Source organism: Paenibacillus hebaui (genome assembly GCF_051934385.1).
Classification (GTDB): Bacteria; Bacillota; Bacilli; order Paenibacillales; family Paenibacillaceae; genus Paenibacillus.
Map to the genome: position 1 here is coordinate 4,487,067 of NZ_CP196836.1, position 12,341 is coordinate 4,499,407.

Consider the following 12,341-nt stretch of genomic DNA (forward strand, 5'->3'; position numbering starts at 1 on the left):
TTCAGTTAGTTGTCCTCCATTCCGCTTGTTTCGTTGAGTTAATACTTAGGATTCAGCGATTCATTCACAGTTGCAAAGATAACTTGAATTTGATTAGCCCAAGGTTTCAGGCGAGTATCTAATCTTCTAATTTCCCCAAGCTCTGTTTCGGAGACCTGATTGTAGAAATCGTTCTCACCATACTTAATCCATTCAAATCCTTCACGTAGCACATTTACTCCATTGATCAGTTCAACAATCATCCCCTCTTTGAAAGAATCATCGTCTGAATAGTATGCCTCAGTAATCTCTCTCAGACGCTCTGGGGTGAGTCCCATAGACTTCTCTCCTTCCAATAGTCGAGTTAAATATTCATCCTTGTTGTCTTCTATGTATTTCATTGTTCTGCTTAGACTCATATTCACACCTTCATTTATTAGATACACTTTTAACCAATTCTCTCTTTTAGTGCCTCTTCTAACCGTGTCATTTGATCTGTCACATGATCCAGAAACATAATGTCTTCAATTAGCCTTAGTTTTTTCGGATCGCTTCTGACTTTCTCTATAATTTTCTCGAAACTCATGACTATCTCTCTTTTCCTTATAAAATCTCACATTTATCAAATTTCCAGTGAGCTAATTGTTTCTATAGCATCTATGTATATTGCGATTTCAGCATTGATACTTTCTATATCCTTGAACACGCCCTTTGAGTGTTTGGATACATCTTTATCTTTAAGAATAGATATTAGCAACCTCTTTTTTGATTCCAGCTCATTTACTTTAGTTTCGTATCTTTCAATCGCTGTGAATTTATCCATAGCTTTTCCTTTCTAGTTGAAATATATCTTTCACTTAAAATATAAGGATGTAAATCATATAGCCGTAGTATGTAGTCCAAATCAAGCTTCTAATAATACTTTTTAAAGTTACTTTTTTAGTGTTCAATATTTTCAATTTCGCAGCGGACAACTCTTCCTCGTTCATCTTATTAATGTTTTTCTTGGAAAACCCAATAACGAATGACAAAGATAAGATCATTACGATGAACAAAGTTGGATACTTAGAAAGGTCATAATTGAATGCATTCACAAGAAAGACAATCTCAATAATGATATAAGTTAAAGCTCCAATTAAAGGCAGACAACCTGCTTTTAGGTAGGCTTCATTTCTTTTTTCAATTGATTCATTACTTTGTATTTGCTCAATCTCAAGTAGTTTTAATTTACGACTTGTTTCTGAAAAGAGCGAACCTCTAAAAATTGTACTCAAGTTAATCACAAAGAATAAGATAGACAGAAAAATCATCATATAATTAAATCACTCCTAATATTTTATGGATGAATCCAAGCACAAATCTCATCTGCACGAAGTAGTTCACAAAGTTGATTTAGATTGCACTTTCGTTTAACTGCATCCCACATAACACCCTTATATCCAAACTCTTTCTCGCAGAATTCCACAGCCTCATCTACCTCTGTAAAAGTTTTCTCTTCATTCTCTAGATCAATAATCAACATATTTTCAATTCTCCTCTATGTATGTTTACTAATTTCATACTGGTCGTGAATAATATCTAATGCTTCCTGAAGGCCAAGAATTTCACCTTCGTATGCTACGGGATCTGATTCTATATAATAGTTAAGCGTAATCTCAATCTCTTCTTTGATCTTCTCAATCAAAGCATCCATATATGTATCTCCTCTCTAGAATCGAACAGTGGGATAAGGATCGTAAATATCTTTCTTTCTATTTTGATTCAAGCTCCAACTATTAAATTCTTCAGACAATTTACGGCCTTTCATCTCTTCCAGATTGACAATCTCAATATTGATTTGCCGCTGCTTTGTTCGTAGAACTTCAAGTTTTTTCGTAATATCTAGGTAGCTCAACTCAGGAAACATTTACTTACCCCCTTCATTTAATCTCTTCAGGATACTTTTCATTGCTTCTCCAATAATTAGCGCTGACTCTTTTGTAGATTTCATTGCTTTACTCATCTGCGAGATTGATTCTTTCATTCCCCTACCTCCATTCTCAGTGAAACCACTATTTGATCTTCTCTTTTATGTATTTTTTATGATCATATCTCAACCAATTATATATTTTTAAATATCTTTCTCTTGAAAAAACTTGGAGTTCGCTATTGTACCAGTTATTCAATGAAGCAGTGTGCTTGGAAGAGTTACAAACCATACAACTTGGTACACAATTTCTTAGATCGTTTTTCCCTTCGTGCACAACATGTTCTTTATGCAAGTCTTTCTTAGTTTCTAATTTATTTTGTTCCCATGTCTTCCCACAATATGCACATCTGAAATTGAAATATTGTCGACAATCATCCCACTCTTTAGGTGTTATTTCATGTTCCTTTTCTTTTCTTTTAAGTCCATATCCTTTAAGTTTCTTTTTCCCTTCTATTGAATTCCACCAATTCTTGTGATAGCCGAGTTTTCTTCTTTTCTTAGAAATTTTTCGATTGTTTTCTTTTCCCTTTTTTGTTTTACTGTATTTTAGATTATTCTTATTATGATTAGCTCTGTTGTTATTAATGTGACTTGTTGCTTTTTTGATTCCACATTTTTTACAGTACGGATAAAGTCCATCGCTCTTATTTTTTGGATTTGAGTAGAAATTCTCCGTACTACACAAAAACCATTGAAGACAAATGTTACATAATTTGTATTCATTATTGTTTTCAACCTTATGGGAATCCTCAAATGATAGTTTATTCCTTAATTGAAACACCTCCCCTCTCTAAAATCTTTATGATACTTGTATTTCATAACGTTTTCCATGGAATAATCAACCTATATCATTCATAAGCTGTTTCCCTTAAAATGTCTAAGACACTATTTAAAAAGAGGGGTAAAGCGTGAATACATATACTATGATGTTTAGAGACTTTCTTTCTGGTTCGAGTAAGCCCGAAGGTGAAGATATATATGATTCTTACTTCAAATGGTTATTAGAGAAGGGCGTATCAAACGATAGTGCCTTGTCTGAAGTGGCAACAATTCTTGAAGTAGTAGCCAATTTAATGGACTAAGTCTTGATGAAACAGTTCTTTCACTTAATCTTTTTTAATCCACCATATTCACCAATTTCGTATCCCTCTGGCATATCAACGATGTCCCAATCTTCGAGGATCTTGTTTAATCGACCTCCTAGATTTTTACTAATAATACCGTCATTTCCATAAAAATGGACACTACCACCAAACATTGAATATTCAAGAGTCCCATATGTATCGTCTTTCTTGTGTTTCAAAATAGTAGCCATCGCCCATCTCCTCTATGTATTAAAAAGTTGTGCATCCTTTGCGATATCTCTTACCTTTATACTTGAATCTAGCGATAAATGTACGAATCAGAATCAATCCTTCATTTACTCTTTCGATCACAATTACGCCCTTTTCGGTCATCCATCTAAGCTTTCCCTGAACATTTGGAATGGAGGATATCATCTTAATGAGATATCCCACTCCAACATTGCATTGCTCACAGCGTAACTTTGCATGTGCGCTGACCTTGATTCTTACTTTTTACTTTCCCATATGAGTTACCGTCTATTAGATTTGCGCTGAGTACGTTGCTTCTTGAATTTAGTCAACACAGATCCTTCCTTCCGTCCATTTTCTGCTGGCTTAACATATTGGAACGTGAAACCTTTTTTAGCTGCCTGTTTTTTCGCTGCATTAATAGCTCCTAGATAATCAGTTGGAAGGTTGTCGATTACCACGCTTTGATTGTTGTTAGTTGCGATACCATAAAATTTCATATGTATATTTCTCCATTCGCTTATGTATTATTTTATTGTTTTCTAATTTCTCTGTACTCTTCGATGAACAATTGACATGTCTTAATTACTTGATACTTAGGTCTATATTTAGTCCAAATGTTCATGTTGAGTGAACCAACAGCTTCTATATCCGTGAATACTGGCACTTTATCGTAATATTCTTCATCTGTTTTAAACTTCATTAATTGTAAGTTGCCGCAATCCATCTTAACTGTGTTATTGGTTTTACCCATAAGTTTCTTGTCTGAGATAAATAAGTCTTTAATTAGAAATGTGCCCGGTTTAAAGTTGTTTCCTGAGTAGCGGTAGAATTCAGTTAGATAGTTAATTAAATTTCCATTTACATTGTTGGCGCTAAACTCCAAGTCGTAATAAAGAGTATCATCTGGAACAAAATCTCTAAGCTTGGAGTTGAGTTCAAGCCGAAGCACCTCAATATTTGTTATTAAAACTCCAACGCCCCCAGCACTATCATGTCCTGCCGCATAGACTGTATTTTCACAGCTTTTCAGTAAGTTCAGCATTGAAAAGTCATCTAATCCCCTGAAGCTTCCCGAATATGTGTCTTCGTTATCACCAAAACCAAGTACAATCGCTGGTCTGTTGTATTTCTTAGCAATCTCCTGAGCCACCAGACCATTTCGCCCTCTACCAACGGTTGGATCAAAAACAATAATCACCTTGTCAGTCATACATAACCCAGTCTTCATAGCTTCCAGTGCTTCTGCCTGTACTATCTTTCTGTTCTCATTTAACTTGATTAGTTCTTTTACATAGCCTTTAGTTTCTGAATTTGCTTTATCACACATCATAAAATCAATTGCTAACTTGATATTGTCTGCTCTCGTTGCTGCTGTTACTGCTGGACTTGCGCCATACAAGAAGTCTGTTGAGGTAAGGCTTTTTACATCTGAATTCATTGCTTCAAATAAAAGTTTCAATCCCTCATGACGCAGACCTTTCAGTGACACTTTCGCAAAATATCTATTCTCCATTTCCATCATTGACATCATATCTGCCATTAAAGCAAATCCGGGTAAATCGCTCAGATCAAGTGAATGACAAGTATCCATGTAATCGTCTATAACTTGACATACTTTATATACTAGGAGTCCACCTGAAGCATTTTTGTTCGGGTATTGGCAGCCATTCTGCTGTTGATTCACCAAAATACAATATGGATTCTCAATATCAACTGAGTGATGATCAATAACTAGGCAATCGATTCCTCGATCAACCAGCATCTTTAAAGGCTCAACATCATTACTACTACTGTCCACTGCTATGTATAAGTCTGTGTCATCCTCAATTTGATCAATAACTAGCCCCGAACCGTGCCCTCGACTTCTCTCCACATATTTAATCTCAACATTATCAGTAAACTTAATTAAGTGCTTATACAGAATGACTGCCGAAATCACGCCATCATTATCACAATCTGCGAATATCGCAATCTTCTCTTTGTCTTTAATTGCCCTCACAATTCGTTCCACTAATCTATCAATGTTCTTCAGCAGATACGGACTGTGTACCACATTAGAGAGTGGATTTAAAAACTCATCAATATTCTCAATCCCATTAATCTTTGCCAGCTTTGAATATGTATTGTCGTATGACTCAAACGGAATTTTAGGTTGCTTTTGTTTCCATACTATGGCAAAATCACACCTTTCAACAATTTATTGAATTACTATTTTGAATTTTTCAGGTAATGCAATATTGTCACTGATGTATTCAAAGGTTAACCATTTGTCTACCAATCCTGTACGTTTGTTGATGATTTGAATATTTGGTTTCTTCATATCAATCACTCCTCGTTTCAGAATTTTTAACGTTTAAATCTATCAATGAAAGCTTGTTGTTTTGCCAGATAGTCATTTCTTTTATTTAATGCTTCTTCTTTTTCCATCTCACTGTATCCTGAAAATTCATCGAAACTTCCAGTCAATTTAAAATGTTCAAATGACTCCTTAGGATACTTATTTGTCTGAATCCCTTCAGGTGCTAATTTAAAATCTCTAACCAACGCCGTTACACATTCTTCACATAGATCAAAAGCCCACCTTTGATTCTCAAAAATGCTTCCTTCTTCAAACTCTACAATTATACTATGAGAAAAATTATTGAAGATGTAATCATCTACTTGCTTAAATTCCTTAACTACTCCACACTTATTGCAAGTTGAACTGATATGCTTCTTTATTTCATTTGTTACTGTTTCTGTAATGTAATTTTTAGTCATATTGTTCACCACCTTAAGTTAGTAAAAGAGCAGTTTCATTTAAACTTCTCAATCGGTTTCTGTACTTCGACAATTTCACATTTGAGAATGCTTTCAATGTATTCATAAATCTCTTTTTCAGATTTCGTAGAAAAGTCCTTCATTAAATTGAAACTCTCTAAATTAACGAGTCCAAAAATTTTATGGTGTGGCTTTGTATCTACGACAAGGTAATTGCATGAATTCCCAGATGCAAGATGCTTTGTGAGAATTACAGTTCCTTTAATCATAAGACCCATCTCCTCTGTTTTAATTAAGCTGCTTCTTTCTTCTTAATCTCTTCGAGATACTTCTCTGTATACTCCACTTCGGTAATTTCTTCTATCAGGCTTTCTCCACCGTTTGTCCGCTTAGAGCGTTCATCAATATCGAAATCTGCTTTATAATAAAGATCGTACTCACTTGTTCCGAATGTTGTAAGTGACTCACCTTGATATCTCATCATCCCATAAATGAAATTGATCGTTCCTAAATTCTCATAATCAACTAATCCCGATTCTTCAATGATCAACTTGTATTGTTCAGCAATTTCTTTTGCTTTCTTGGAGTTTCCTTTTAAACTTCCGTCCTTTTTGAAAGCTTTCTTGTTCTCTTCTTTAGTAAGTTCTGTCAAATCGATGGTCAAAAATTTTGGATGTTGCACCATTTTTGTAATTGTTTCTCCCAATGTTTCGCTCAATTTCCCATACACTTGCTTCCATTGACTATTGAGTTCGAAGTGTTTTTTGACCGCTTGATCATACTTTGTACCTCGTTTAATTTTGTAATATTTCATTTCGCTCATATGTATTTCTCCTTTATGATGGAATTGTATTTAATTTGGCTTTGTCTCCATGATATTTAGTGGCAAACTCATTGTACTTTAGTGCAGCTTCCACTTCTGAATTACATCTACATGAATAGTTTTTCTTATTAGTTCCATCCCAACATTGAGTCAGCCATTTTTTATGTGTATTATCAAAACTTACCCCATGGTATTTTGAGGTCTTATTTTTTCCACATCGGTATTTTATCCACTCTGATTCTTCCATAAATGGAACATCATTTAGACTTGCAAATTCACCATGCTCCTTGTTTGCCCAATGGTTATATGCATTTGCTGCCGCTACTTCATTGGTAAACTCACCAATTCTTATTGTTTTGCCTTCACTTTTAATTTGAACCTTCCAATGCTTTGTGTTTTTGAACCACACAACACCACGATGTTTTGACACTCCTTTATCTCCGTGCCTGTTTCTCATATTTTCCGCATGACTGCAAATCCTCAAATTTTGCCTTCGGTTGTCTAGTTTATTTCCATTAATATGGTCAACATGTGTCAGCCTTCCTTTTGGTGGGTTCATAATTAATCGATGTAGGGTTCCCGCACCTCTTCCTCCACCATGTTTTACATGTCTTCCATATACGTAACCGTTTTTATCAACCTTAACAATGTAGTCTTTTAGCCAATCATCATAATCAACTCTATCAACCTGAACTATCTCACCAGTCGTTGCTACTATCTCAATCAAATCTATATTTGCACTCCTTTTTCCGGCTTCATTTACTCAAAGAAATCTTTCAATTCTTTAATACCATACTGAAGTTTTTGTAAGTTATCATAAACGTCATCTTCAATCAGCTCCTTATCAGGGAGATTTTCAAACACTTCATTCCAACTGATAATTTGCAACTCATGTAATGCTTTGCACATCTCTGTAATTGTTTCTTTTGCTTCTCTGATGTTCATATGTATTCTCCTTTTAATTTGTTATATTACTTCAGGAACCAAAGTGTAAAATGTATCGAAATTTTCTAGTTTTGTATAGTCAACAAATCCATCCGGGAACATAAGTTTATACCTTGGAACAATCTGAGATCTAGTTGATACATCAATAGTGACTACTCCTGAAATAACTGGACTTCCTCCATGCGTTCGATGCAACTCTTTCAGTGACCAAAGTGCATTGTTGACCTTGTAACCATATTTCTCAGCAATATCTGCCCCCATTAAAGGCTCTCTGGGAACTACTCTCACAATACCTTCATTCATATCGTCAAATCCCTCTTCCCATGGAATCCATAATCACATTGATAAACTCAGTTAGTTCGTTTTCAGTTTCTTTATCATTAGTTTTATTGGTAATATCCATTAATTTATTAATCAAAGCTCCAAGGAATTCATTATCAGCTCTCATCTTAATTAAACCTCCATGCAACCATTGGATAATTAACATCTAGATTCTTGATGCGCTTGTTAGACATATTGTTTAGCGAAATATTATTTTCAATTGCTACTTTAATAACAAAATTCTTGTCCACTTCGTTTGTGTAAAGTGTTGCTTCTCCCTTTGCTTTCAAAAACTCAAGAACTGTTTTAGTAACACTGCCATTACCAGCATTCTGCATTTTAACATTCTCCTTCGATATGTATTTGTTGATGAAATTCAAATTTCATTAAGATTCTAATAGATAATTCTTCTTTTTTCGCACTTCATATTTACTCAGATATGCGAGAGACATGGCTAGCCCATGAACATATCCTTCGTACTTGTAAAACTTGGAACTACCGAACTCTTCAGATTCCATTTTTAGATTATATTCATCCATTTCCTTGTAAATAGATTCAACCCAATCGTCTAGCAATCGGTTGTAGTCAATTGCTTCCACTCTCTCTCCCCGCTCTCACAAGTTATCTTGCAAACATTCCCTGATCTTATCTACTGCATCTTGGCTAGATAAATTGCACTTACTTTCGCAAATTACAATTTCCTCTATAATCAAAATTGCATAAAAGTATTTCAACAGTTCATGTTCAACTTCAGTTTTGTCTGTTTTACTTATAAGCCCCATAACCAAACTATTCATGTTCAACGACATCTTTTGGTCTTCACTCCTTATATCTTTATGAAATCCAACATTTACTTAAAGTTTTTGCACAAAATTCTCCGTTCCTCTCTATCTAGAACCAAAACTTTAGTCTTATTGTTGTTTAGCATAGAGATTACCCCATCAGAGCCTACAAATTTTGCGTTATTATACAGGTTCCCTCTATCTTTTTTCACCTCATAGATACCGTCGTCTACTTTGGTAAATGAGATATCTGTTATTTGTTTTACTGTCAAAGGTGATTCAATATTCATATCCACATCTCCATTCTTATATTATTGTATTATTGTATTATTTTATTATTATTGAACTTTATAAAATTCCTTCTTACAACAGATCCAGAATGAATGATTTTCCTGTCCTTTATCGTCTACTATGTATGTTTCCTCATCAATTGCGGCACAGTCGTCATACTTTTTAATCCTTAACTCGTACACTCCACCGATTGTGACTGGTACGTTATGCAACTTGTCTACAATTTTAACATGGGTGGCTTCCTCCTCATTAGCTGTTGGTAACAAATCAGAATCGTTTATCTCAACATACATTCGACCATCCCTTTCGATCTGATACTTCGTATTATAATATGTGTTTGTACTTTTGTCTAGTATTATTTTATCATCATTAAATTTGATGAAAACTATATTTTATAAGCTTATTGTTCCATCAAAATATCCATCATCTTATCAATATCATCATCACTCAGTCCGTTCACATCTTTCCAATCATCGAAGAGTATCTTCAGCGGTGGACAGCTAAGATCCCACCATGAAAGACTACTTAAAGTCTCAAGTTGTCGCACAGTATACATTTAACATCTCCTAATTACACATTTATTTTGTATTTGTCTTCTTGTGTCATCTTCATAAAAAATTCAATTCCATGATCTATAGGAGCATCTTTCTCCCCCATTATACCTGTATTTTTTATAGCAAATAGACAGTATATATTATCCCGCAATACAAACTTCCTAGCTTCAACTTTTATTTCATCACTAGTTACATTGTTATCAAATGCTAGTACAATTTCTACGCCCAAACGTTCTAACTTAAGAACTTGAGTTTCACTAAGTTCGTGTCCACCTATACTGACACTGTTTTTAACTCCATAGCTCCACGCCTTCTGTACACTCTTTTCAGCCTCAAACACATAAACACGACCAGCAGACTTAATATGCTCATATGTCTTATCCAGCCCATATAAGATTAAGCTTTTAGGTGTAGGTATAGGATACCAATACTTTGAGATTTTCAGTTTCTCGTAATCAAGAGTTGTCCTTCCCTTTACTCCAACTAGAGAACCAAGGTCATCCCTGATAGGTATGGTTATGCAGTTGTCATTGAGAGAGTAACCTACTTCAAATAGCTTTTGTGCTTCGCATGATATCCCCTCCTCTAAGAACTTCCAATTTGGCATTGATATGTACATATTTAAAACTGATTCATCAATCTTACGAAGTGGGACTTCATCTTTAACTTCCGTTTTGGGTTCAATTGAATCAAGAAAGGAGAGAATAGGATCTACCTCTTCTTTTACTTTCTTATAGTCCGAATAATAGCTGTATCCACACACATCACAAATGTAATACATCGCTTTTGAGAATGAAATATCTTTGTAGTGCTGCACAAGAGTTATTATGTCTGCATGTTTTGGCAGAGGGTGACTATAAACGTTTACTAATAGACTATCTCTGAATACTTGCAAACTCGTAGGATTGTCTCCACCCGGCCTAGTTGAACGTATTTCAATATGGTCTGACATTCTATCGTTGATATGACACCCAAGAGAGATTAAAATATCAGCAACTTTATTGTCTCGTATTATGTTTTCCTTTAAAGTTTGGGCATCAATTTTATATCACCTCTCGTATTACTCTTTGTTTAAAGCCTTACGCAAATTGGCAACTTCTTTTTCTGTCTTAAGCTTTTTATTCTCTTTCTTAAGTTGCTTAAGTTCTTTCTCTCCTTGTGATGGAACTAAGTATCCTTTTTCAATCCATAAATTCTTCCCTTTGTCTACTTCAAAGCACAAGATATCCTTGTCTTTGCCGCCTCGGTTCTTATCAATTACTACCATGTAATAGTTGATATGCATTTCTAATTGTGACGTAGACTCCCCAATAAACGGGTCATTTGGGTTATAAATGACGAACTTATCATATTGGTCTCGCGAAATCGGCTTTGCCATCATTAATGAGTCTGCAACGTGTTTGATGTGCTTGCCGTTTGCAATAGCTTGGCTGGTGAGCATATCATTGAACAAGCTGTCATCTGTCAATTGAAAGGTCGACCAAACAGGAATATCCTCAGTGCTTGCAACCTCTTTTAACATATCGGCAGTTCTCACGAAAGTCATCCAGTCGTGATCCGGTGCTTTCATCGTGTCATAAATAATCAACTGACAGTTTCTCAGTTTATGGCGTTTGATCTGTCTTTTCAGAGTGTTTTCATCGTACTTGTTTAACTCCAAAAAGTATATCTTACTGTTTGCTTTTATGTATTGTGCTGCTTCTTTAACGATTGCTTCTTCGTCTGCGTTTAAAGTACCTGTTACGATTTTTGTTTCATCAATACCATCGATCCCTCTTCGTTTCATCTGAACATCGAAGCCGAACTCAGGATTGTTAAGTACACAACTGATTTGCATACCCAGCCATTCGGCCTCATCTTGTTCGTTGACCAGTACTAATACTGGTATCTGTAGCTTGATCCCTAAGTAACAAGCAATCTTGCTCGTTGTTCTACTCTTACCACATCCACTATGCATCCCGAATAGGTTAAATTTCTTGCCTCTGAGACCCCTAATCAGACCATTAATAATTTCAAATGGAACTGGAACTCCCACGTCAGGAGTTAGCTTCCACTCTTCAATTTTATCTGGCATATTGTGCCCAAGTATGATGCTATCTTCAACACCGCCTATAATAGTGCCAATGGTGTTGATCTGGTATTCCATTCCCTTGATGATCTCTTCTGTACCAATCTTATCAAAGTCTTTTCTTCCCATTAGTTTTTGTACAGGGAAGCCTTTCCTTTCAAACTCTCTAAGTAGGGAGTACTTCTTAAGCTTTTCATAATAGATTGAAAAGTCTTCTAAATCTACAAGCTTCATTAGCCTATCAATGCATTTGTAGCCTTTGAGGTAATCATATTTCGCTTTCCTATCAGAATCAGAATTCATGTAAATATTAATCTTCACTTCATTTATTTCTGTCCCTGCATGTTGACTATAAAGATCCATAAGGGAATCGTATAGAAACTTATTTGAAGGTTGATTAAAATCATAGTTAGACTTGATTAACTCACTATAATCTAAAAGCAAATCAGGATTTGAATACATGCTGCCCACTATTAACATCTCAGTTGCCAAGTCCTCAATCTTCGAAACTTCTTCCGAAATAATATCACCGC

The 12,341-nt window shown here is 35.1% G+C and carries 25 protein-coding genes; 1 reads left to right on the plus strand and 24 read right to left on the minus strand.

Annotated features, from left to right (window positions below; translation table 11 throughout):
* Positions 1 to 38: 38 nt before the first annotated feature.
* The 7 genes from ACR32F_RS19935 to ACR32F_RS19965 all read right to left on the minus strand — a co-directional run bounded on the left by ACR32F_RS19935 (position 39) and on the right by ACR32F_RS19965 (position 2,729).
* Positions 39 to 398, minus strand: a complete 360-nt coding sequence (locus ACR32F_RS19935; protein ID WP_440110009.1) for a hypothetical protein — start codon at positions 396 to 398, stop codon at positions 39 to 41.
* Between the two features lie 203 nt (positions 399 to 601).
* The gene (locus ACR32F_RS19940; protein ID WP_440110011.1) at positions 602 to 802 is read right to left on the minus strand and encodes a hypothetical protein; all 201 of its coding nucleotides are present in this window, start codon (positions 800 to 802) and stop codon (positions 602 to 604) included.
* Between the two features lie 34 nt (positions 803 to 836).
* Complete coding sequence (locus tag ACR32F_RS19945; RefSeq protein ID WP_440110013.1) at positions 837 to 1,292, minus strand: hypothetical protein; 456 nt, start codon at positions 1,290 to 1,292, stop codon at positions 837 to 839.
* Positions 1,293 to 1,315: 23 nt separating this feature from the next.
* On the minus strand, positions 1,316 to 1,501 hold the full coding sequence (locus ACR32F_RS19950; protein WP_440110015.1) for a hypothetical protein: 186 nt from the start codon (positions 1,499 to 1,501) through the stop codon (positions 1,316 to 1,318).
* Positions 1,502 to 1,516: 15 nt separating this feature from the next.
* On the minus strand, positions 1,517 to 1,672 hold the full coding sequence (locus tag ACR32F_RS19955) for a hypothetical protein (RefSeq protein ID WP_440110017.1): 156 nt from the start codon (positions 1,670 to 1,672) through the stop codon (positions 1,517 to 1,519).
* A gap of 15 nt (positions 1,673 to 1,687) precedes the next feature.
* Positions 1,688 to 1,885 carry a hypothetical protein gene (locus tag ACR32F_RS19960; protein ID WP_440110019.1) on the minus strand — a complete coding sequence of 66 codons (198 nt, stop codon included), beginning with the start codon at positions 1,883 to 1,885 and terminating at the stop codon, positions 1,688 to 1,690.
* A gap of 145 nt (positions 1,886 to 2,030) precedes the next feature.
* A complete protein-coding gene (locus ACR32F_RS19965) occupies positions 2,031 to 2,729 on the minus strand; it encodes an HNH endonuclease (RefSeq protein ID WP_440110021.1) in 699 nt (232 codons plus the stop codon).
* Between the two features lie 127 nt (positions 2,730 to 2,856).
* Between ACR32F_RS19965 and ACR32F_RS19970 the strand changes: the two genes are divergently transcribed.
* Positions 2,857 to 3,030 carry a hypothetical protein gene (locus ACR32F_RS19970; RefSeq protein ID WP_440110023.1) on the plus strand — a complete coding sequence of 58 codons (174 nt, stop codon included), beginning with the start codon at positions 2,857 to 2,859 and terminating at the stop codon, positions 3,028 to 3,030.
* A gap of 20 nt (positions 3,031 to 3,050) precedes the next feature.
* On the opposite strand, the gene ACR32F_RS19975 is transcribed toward ACR32F_RS19970, so the two are convergent.
* The 17 genes from ACR32F_RS19975 to ACR32F_RS20055 form a co-directional block, all read right to left on the minus strand.
* The gene (locus ACR32F_RS19975) at positions 3,051 to 3,263 is read right to left on the minus strand and encodes a hypothetical protein (protein WP_440110025.1); all 213 of its coding nucleotides are present in this window, start codon (positions 3,261 to 3,263) and stop codon (positions 3,051 to 3,053) included.
* Positions 3,264 to 3,542: 279 nt separating this feature from the next.
* The gene (locus tag ACR32F_RS19980; protein ID WP_440110027.1) at positions 3,543 to 3,761 is read right to left on the minus strand and encodes a hypothetical protein; all 219 of its coding nucleotides are present in this window, start codon (positions 3,759 to 3,761) and stop codon (positions 3,543 to 3,545) included.
* 32 nt (positions 3,762 to 3,793) lie between these two features.
* Entirely contained in the window at positions 3,794 to 5,263 is a 1,470-nt protein-coding gene (locus tag ACR32F_RS19985) for a DHH family phosphoesterase (protein WP_440110029.1), read from the minus strand.
* A gap of 198 nt (positions 5,264 to 5,461) precedes the next feature.
* Positions 5,462 to 5,584, minus strand: a complete 123-nt coding sequence (locus tag ACR32F_RS19990; protein ID WP_440110031.1) for a hypothetical protein — start codon at positions 5,582 to 5,584, stop codon at positions 5,462 to 5,464.
* A 26-nt stretch (positions 5,585 to 5,610) separates the two neighbouring features.
* Entirely contained in the window at positions 5,611 to 6,024 is a 414-nt protein-coding gene (locus ACR32F_RS19995) for a hypothetical protein (protein WP_440110033.1), read from the minus strand.
* Between the two features lie 35 nt (positions 6,025 to 6,059).
* A complete protein-coding gene (locus tag ACR32F_RS20000) occupies positions 6,060 to 6,293 on the minus strand; it encodes a hypothetical protein (protein WP_440110035.1) in 234 nt (77 codons plus the stop codon).
* 23 nt (positions 6,294 to 6,316) lie between these two features.
* Positions 6,317 to 6,847, minus strand: coding sequence for a hypothetical protein (locus tag ACR32F_RS20005; protein ID WP_440110037.1), 531 nt, complete (start codon positions 6,845 to 6,847; stop codon positions 6,317 to 6,319).
* 13 nt (positions 6,848 to 6,860) lie between these two features.
* On the minus strand, positions 6,861 to 7,574 hold the full coding sequence (locus ACR32F_RS20010) for an HNH endonuclease (RefSeq protein ID WP_440110039.1): 714 nt from the start codon (positions 7,572 to 7,574) through the stop codon (positions 6,861 to 6,863).
* Between the two features lie 32 nt (positions 7,575 to 7,606).
* A complete protein-coding gene (locus ACR32F_RS20015) occupies positions 7,607 to 7,792 on the minus strand; it encodes a hypothetical protein (RefSeq protein ID WP_440110041.1) in 186 nt (61 codons plus the stop codon).
* 21 nt (positions 7,793 to 7,813) lie between these two features.
* Positions 7,814 to 8,095, minus strand: a complete 282-nt coding sequence (locus ACR32F_RS20020; protein ID WP_440110043.1) for a hypothetical protein — start codon at positions 8,093 to 8,095, stop codon at positions 7,814 to 7,816.
* A 4-nt stretch (positions 8,096 to 8,099) separates the two neighbouring features.
* On the minus strand, positions 8,100 to 8,240 hold the full coding sequence (locus ACR32F_RS20025) for a hypothetical protein (protein WP_440110045.1): 141 nt from the start codon (positions 8,238 to 8,240) through the stop codon (positions 8,100 to 8,102).
* Position 8,241: 1 nt separating this feature from the next.
* On the minus strand, positions 8,242 to 8,451 hold the full coding sequence (locus tag ACR32F_RS20030; RefSeq protein ID WP_440110047.1) for a hypothetical protein: 210 nt from the start codon (positions 8,449 to 8,451) through the stop codon (positions 8,242 to 8,244).
* Between the two features lie 512 nt (positions 8,452 to 8,963).
* Positions 8,964 to 9,185, minus strand: coding sequence for a hypothetical protein (locus tag ACR32F_RS20035; protein ID WP_440110049.1), 222 nt, complete (start codon positions 9,183 to 9,185; stop codon positions 8,964 to 8,966).
* A gap of 48 nt (positions 9,186 to 9,233) precedes the next feature.
* Positions 9,234 to 9,479 carry a hypothetical protein gene (locus ACR32F_RS20040; RefSeq protein ID WP_440110051.1) on the minus strand — a complete coding sequence of 82 codons (246 nt, stop codon included), beginning with the start codon at positions 9,477 to 9,479 and terminating at the stop codon, positions 9,234 to 9,236.
* Positions 9,480 to 9,586: 107 nt separating this feature from the next.
* Positions 9,587 to 9,742, minus strand: a complete 156-nt coding sequence (locus tag ACR32F_RS20045) for a hypothetical protein (protein WP_440110053.1) — start codon at positions 9,740 to 9,742, stop codon at positions 9,587 to 9,589.
* A 14-nt stretch (positions 9,743 to 9,756) separates the two neighbouring features.
* The gene (locus ACR32F_RS20050; RefSeq protein ID WP_440110054.1) at positions 9,757 to 10,635 is read right to left on the minus strand and encodes a hypothetical protein; all 879 of its coding nucleotides are present in this window, start codon (positions 10,633 to 10,635) and stop codon (positions 9,757 to 9,759) included.
* Between the two features lie 165 nt (positions 10,636 to 10,800).
* Positions 10,801 to 12,300, minus strand: a complete 1,500-nt coding sequence (locus ACR32F_RS20055) for a hypothetical protein (protein WP_440110056.1) — start codon at positions 12,298 to 12,300, stop codon at positions 10,801 to 10,803.
* Positions 12,301 to 12,341 lie beyond the last annotated feature (41 nt).

Excerpts from the sequence above, each read along its gene's own strand:
- ACR32F_RS19935 (WP_440110009.1), bottom strand. The coding sequence starts at position 398 with ATGAGTCTAAGCAGAACAATGAAATACATAGAAGACAACAAGGATGAA.
- ACR32F_RS19940 (WP_440110011.1), bottom strand. The coding sequence starts at position 802 with ATGGATAAATTCACAGCGATTGAAAGATACGAAACTAAAGTAAATGAG.
- ACR32F_RS19945 (WP_440110013.1), bottom strand. The coding sequence starts at position 1,292 with ATGATGATTTTTCTGTCTATCTTATTCTTTGTGATTAACTTGAGTACA.
- ACR32F_RS19950 (WP_440110015.1), bottom strand. The coding sequence starts at position 1,501 with ATGTTGATTATTGATCTAGAGAATGAAGAGAAAACTTTTACAGAGGTA.
- ACR32F_RS19955 (WP_440110017.1), bottom strand. The coding sequence starts at position 1,672 with ATGGATGCTTTGATTGAGAAGATCAAAGAAGAGATTGAGATTACGCTT.
- ACR32F_RS19960 (WP_440110019.1), bottom strand. The coding sequence starts at position 1,885 with ATGTTTCCTGAGTTGAGCTACCTAGATATTACGAAAAAACTTGAAGTT.
- ACR32F_RS19975 (WP_440110025.1), bottom strand. The coding sequence starts at position 3,263 with ATGGCTACTATTTTGAAACACAAGAAAGACGATACATATGGGACTCTT.
- ACR32F_RS19980 (WP_440110027.1), bottom strand. The coding sequence starts at position 3,761 with ATGAAATTTTATGGTATCGCAACTAACAACAATCAAAGCGTGGTAATC.
- ACR32F_RS19990 (WP_440110031.1), bottom strand. The coding sequence starts at position 5,584 with ATGAAGAAACCAAATATTCAAATCATCAACAAACGTACAGGATTGGTA.
- ACR32F_RS19995 (WP_440110033.1), bottom strand. The coding sequence starts at position 6,024 with ATGACTAAAAATTACATTACAGAAACAGTAACAAATGAAATAAAGAAG.
- ACR32F_RS20000 (WP_440110035.1), bottom strand. The coding sequence starts at position 6,293 with ATGATTAAAGGAACTGTAATTCTCACAAAGCATCTTGCATCTGGGAAT.
- ACR32F_RS20005 (WP_440110037.1), bottom strand. The coding sequence starts at position 6,847 with ATGAGCGAAATGAAATATTACAAAATTAAACGAGGTACAAAGTATGAT.
- ACR32F_RS20015 (WP_440110041.1), bottom strand. The coding sequence starts at position 7,792 with ATGAACATCAGAGAAGCAAAAGAAACAATTACAGAGATGTGCAAAGCA.
- ACR32F_RS20020 (WP_440110043.1), bottom strand. The coding sequence starts at position 8,095 with ATGAATGAAGGTATTGTGAGAGTAGTTCCCAGAGAGCCTTTAATGGGG.
- ACR32F_RS20025 (WP_440110045.1), bottom strand. The coding sequence starts at position 8,240 with ATGAGAGCTGATAATGAATTCCTTGGAGCTTTGATTAATAAATTAATG.
- ACR32F_RS20030 (WP_440110047.1), bottom strand. The coding sequence starts at position 8,451 with ATGCAGAATGCTGGTAATGGCAGTGTTACTAAAACAGTTCTTGAGTTT.
- ACR32F_RS20035 (WP_440110049.1), bottom strand. The coding sequence starts at position 9,185 with ATGAATATTGAATCACCTTTGACAGTAAAACAAATAACAGATATCTCA.
- ACR32F_RS20040 (WP_440110051.1), bottom strand. The coding sequence starts at position 9,479 with ATGTATGTTGAGATAAACGATTCTGATTTGTTACCAACAGCTAATGAG.
- ACR32F_RS20045 (WP_440110053.1), bottom strand. The coding sequence starts at position 9,742 with ATGTATACTGTGCGACAACTTGAGACTTTAAGTAGTCTTTCATGGTGG.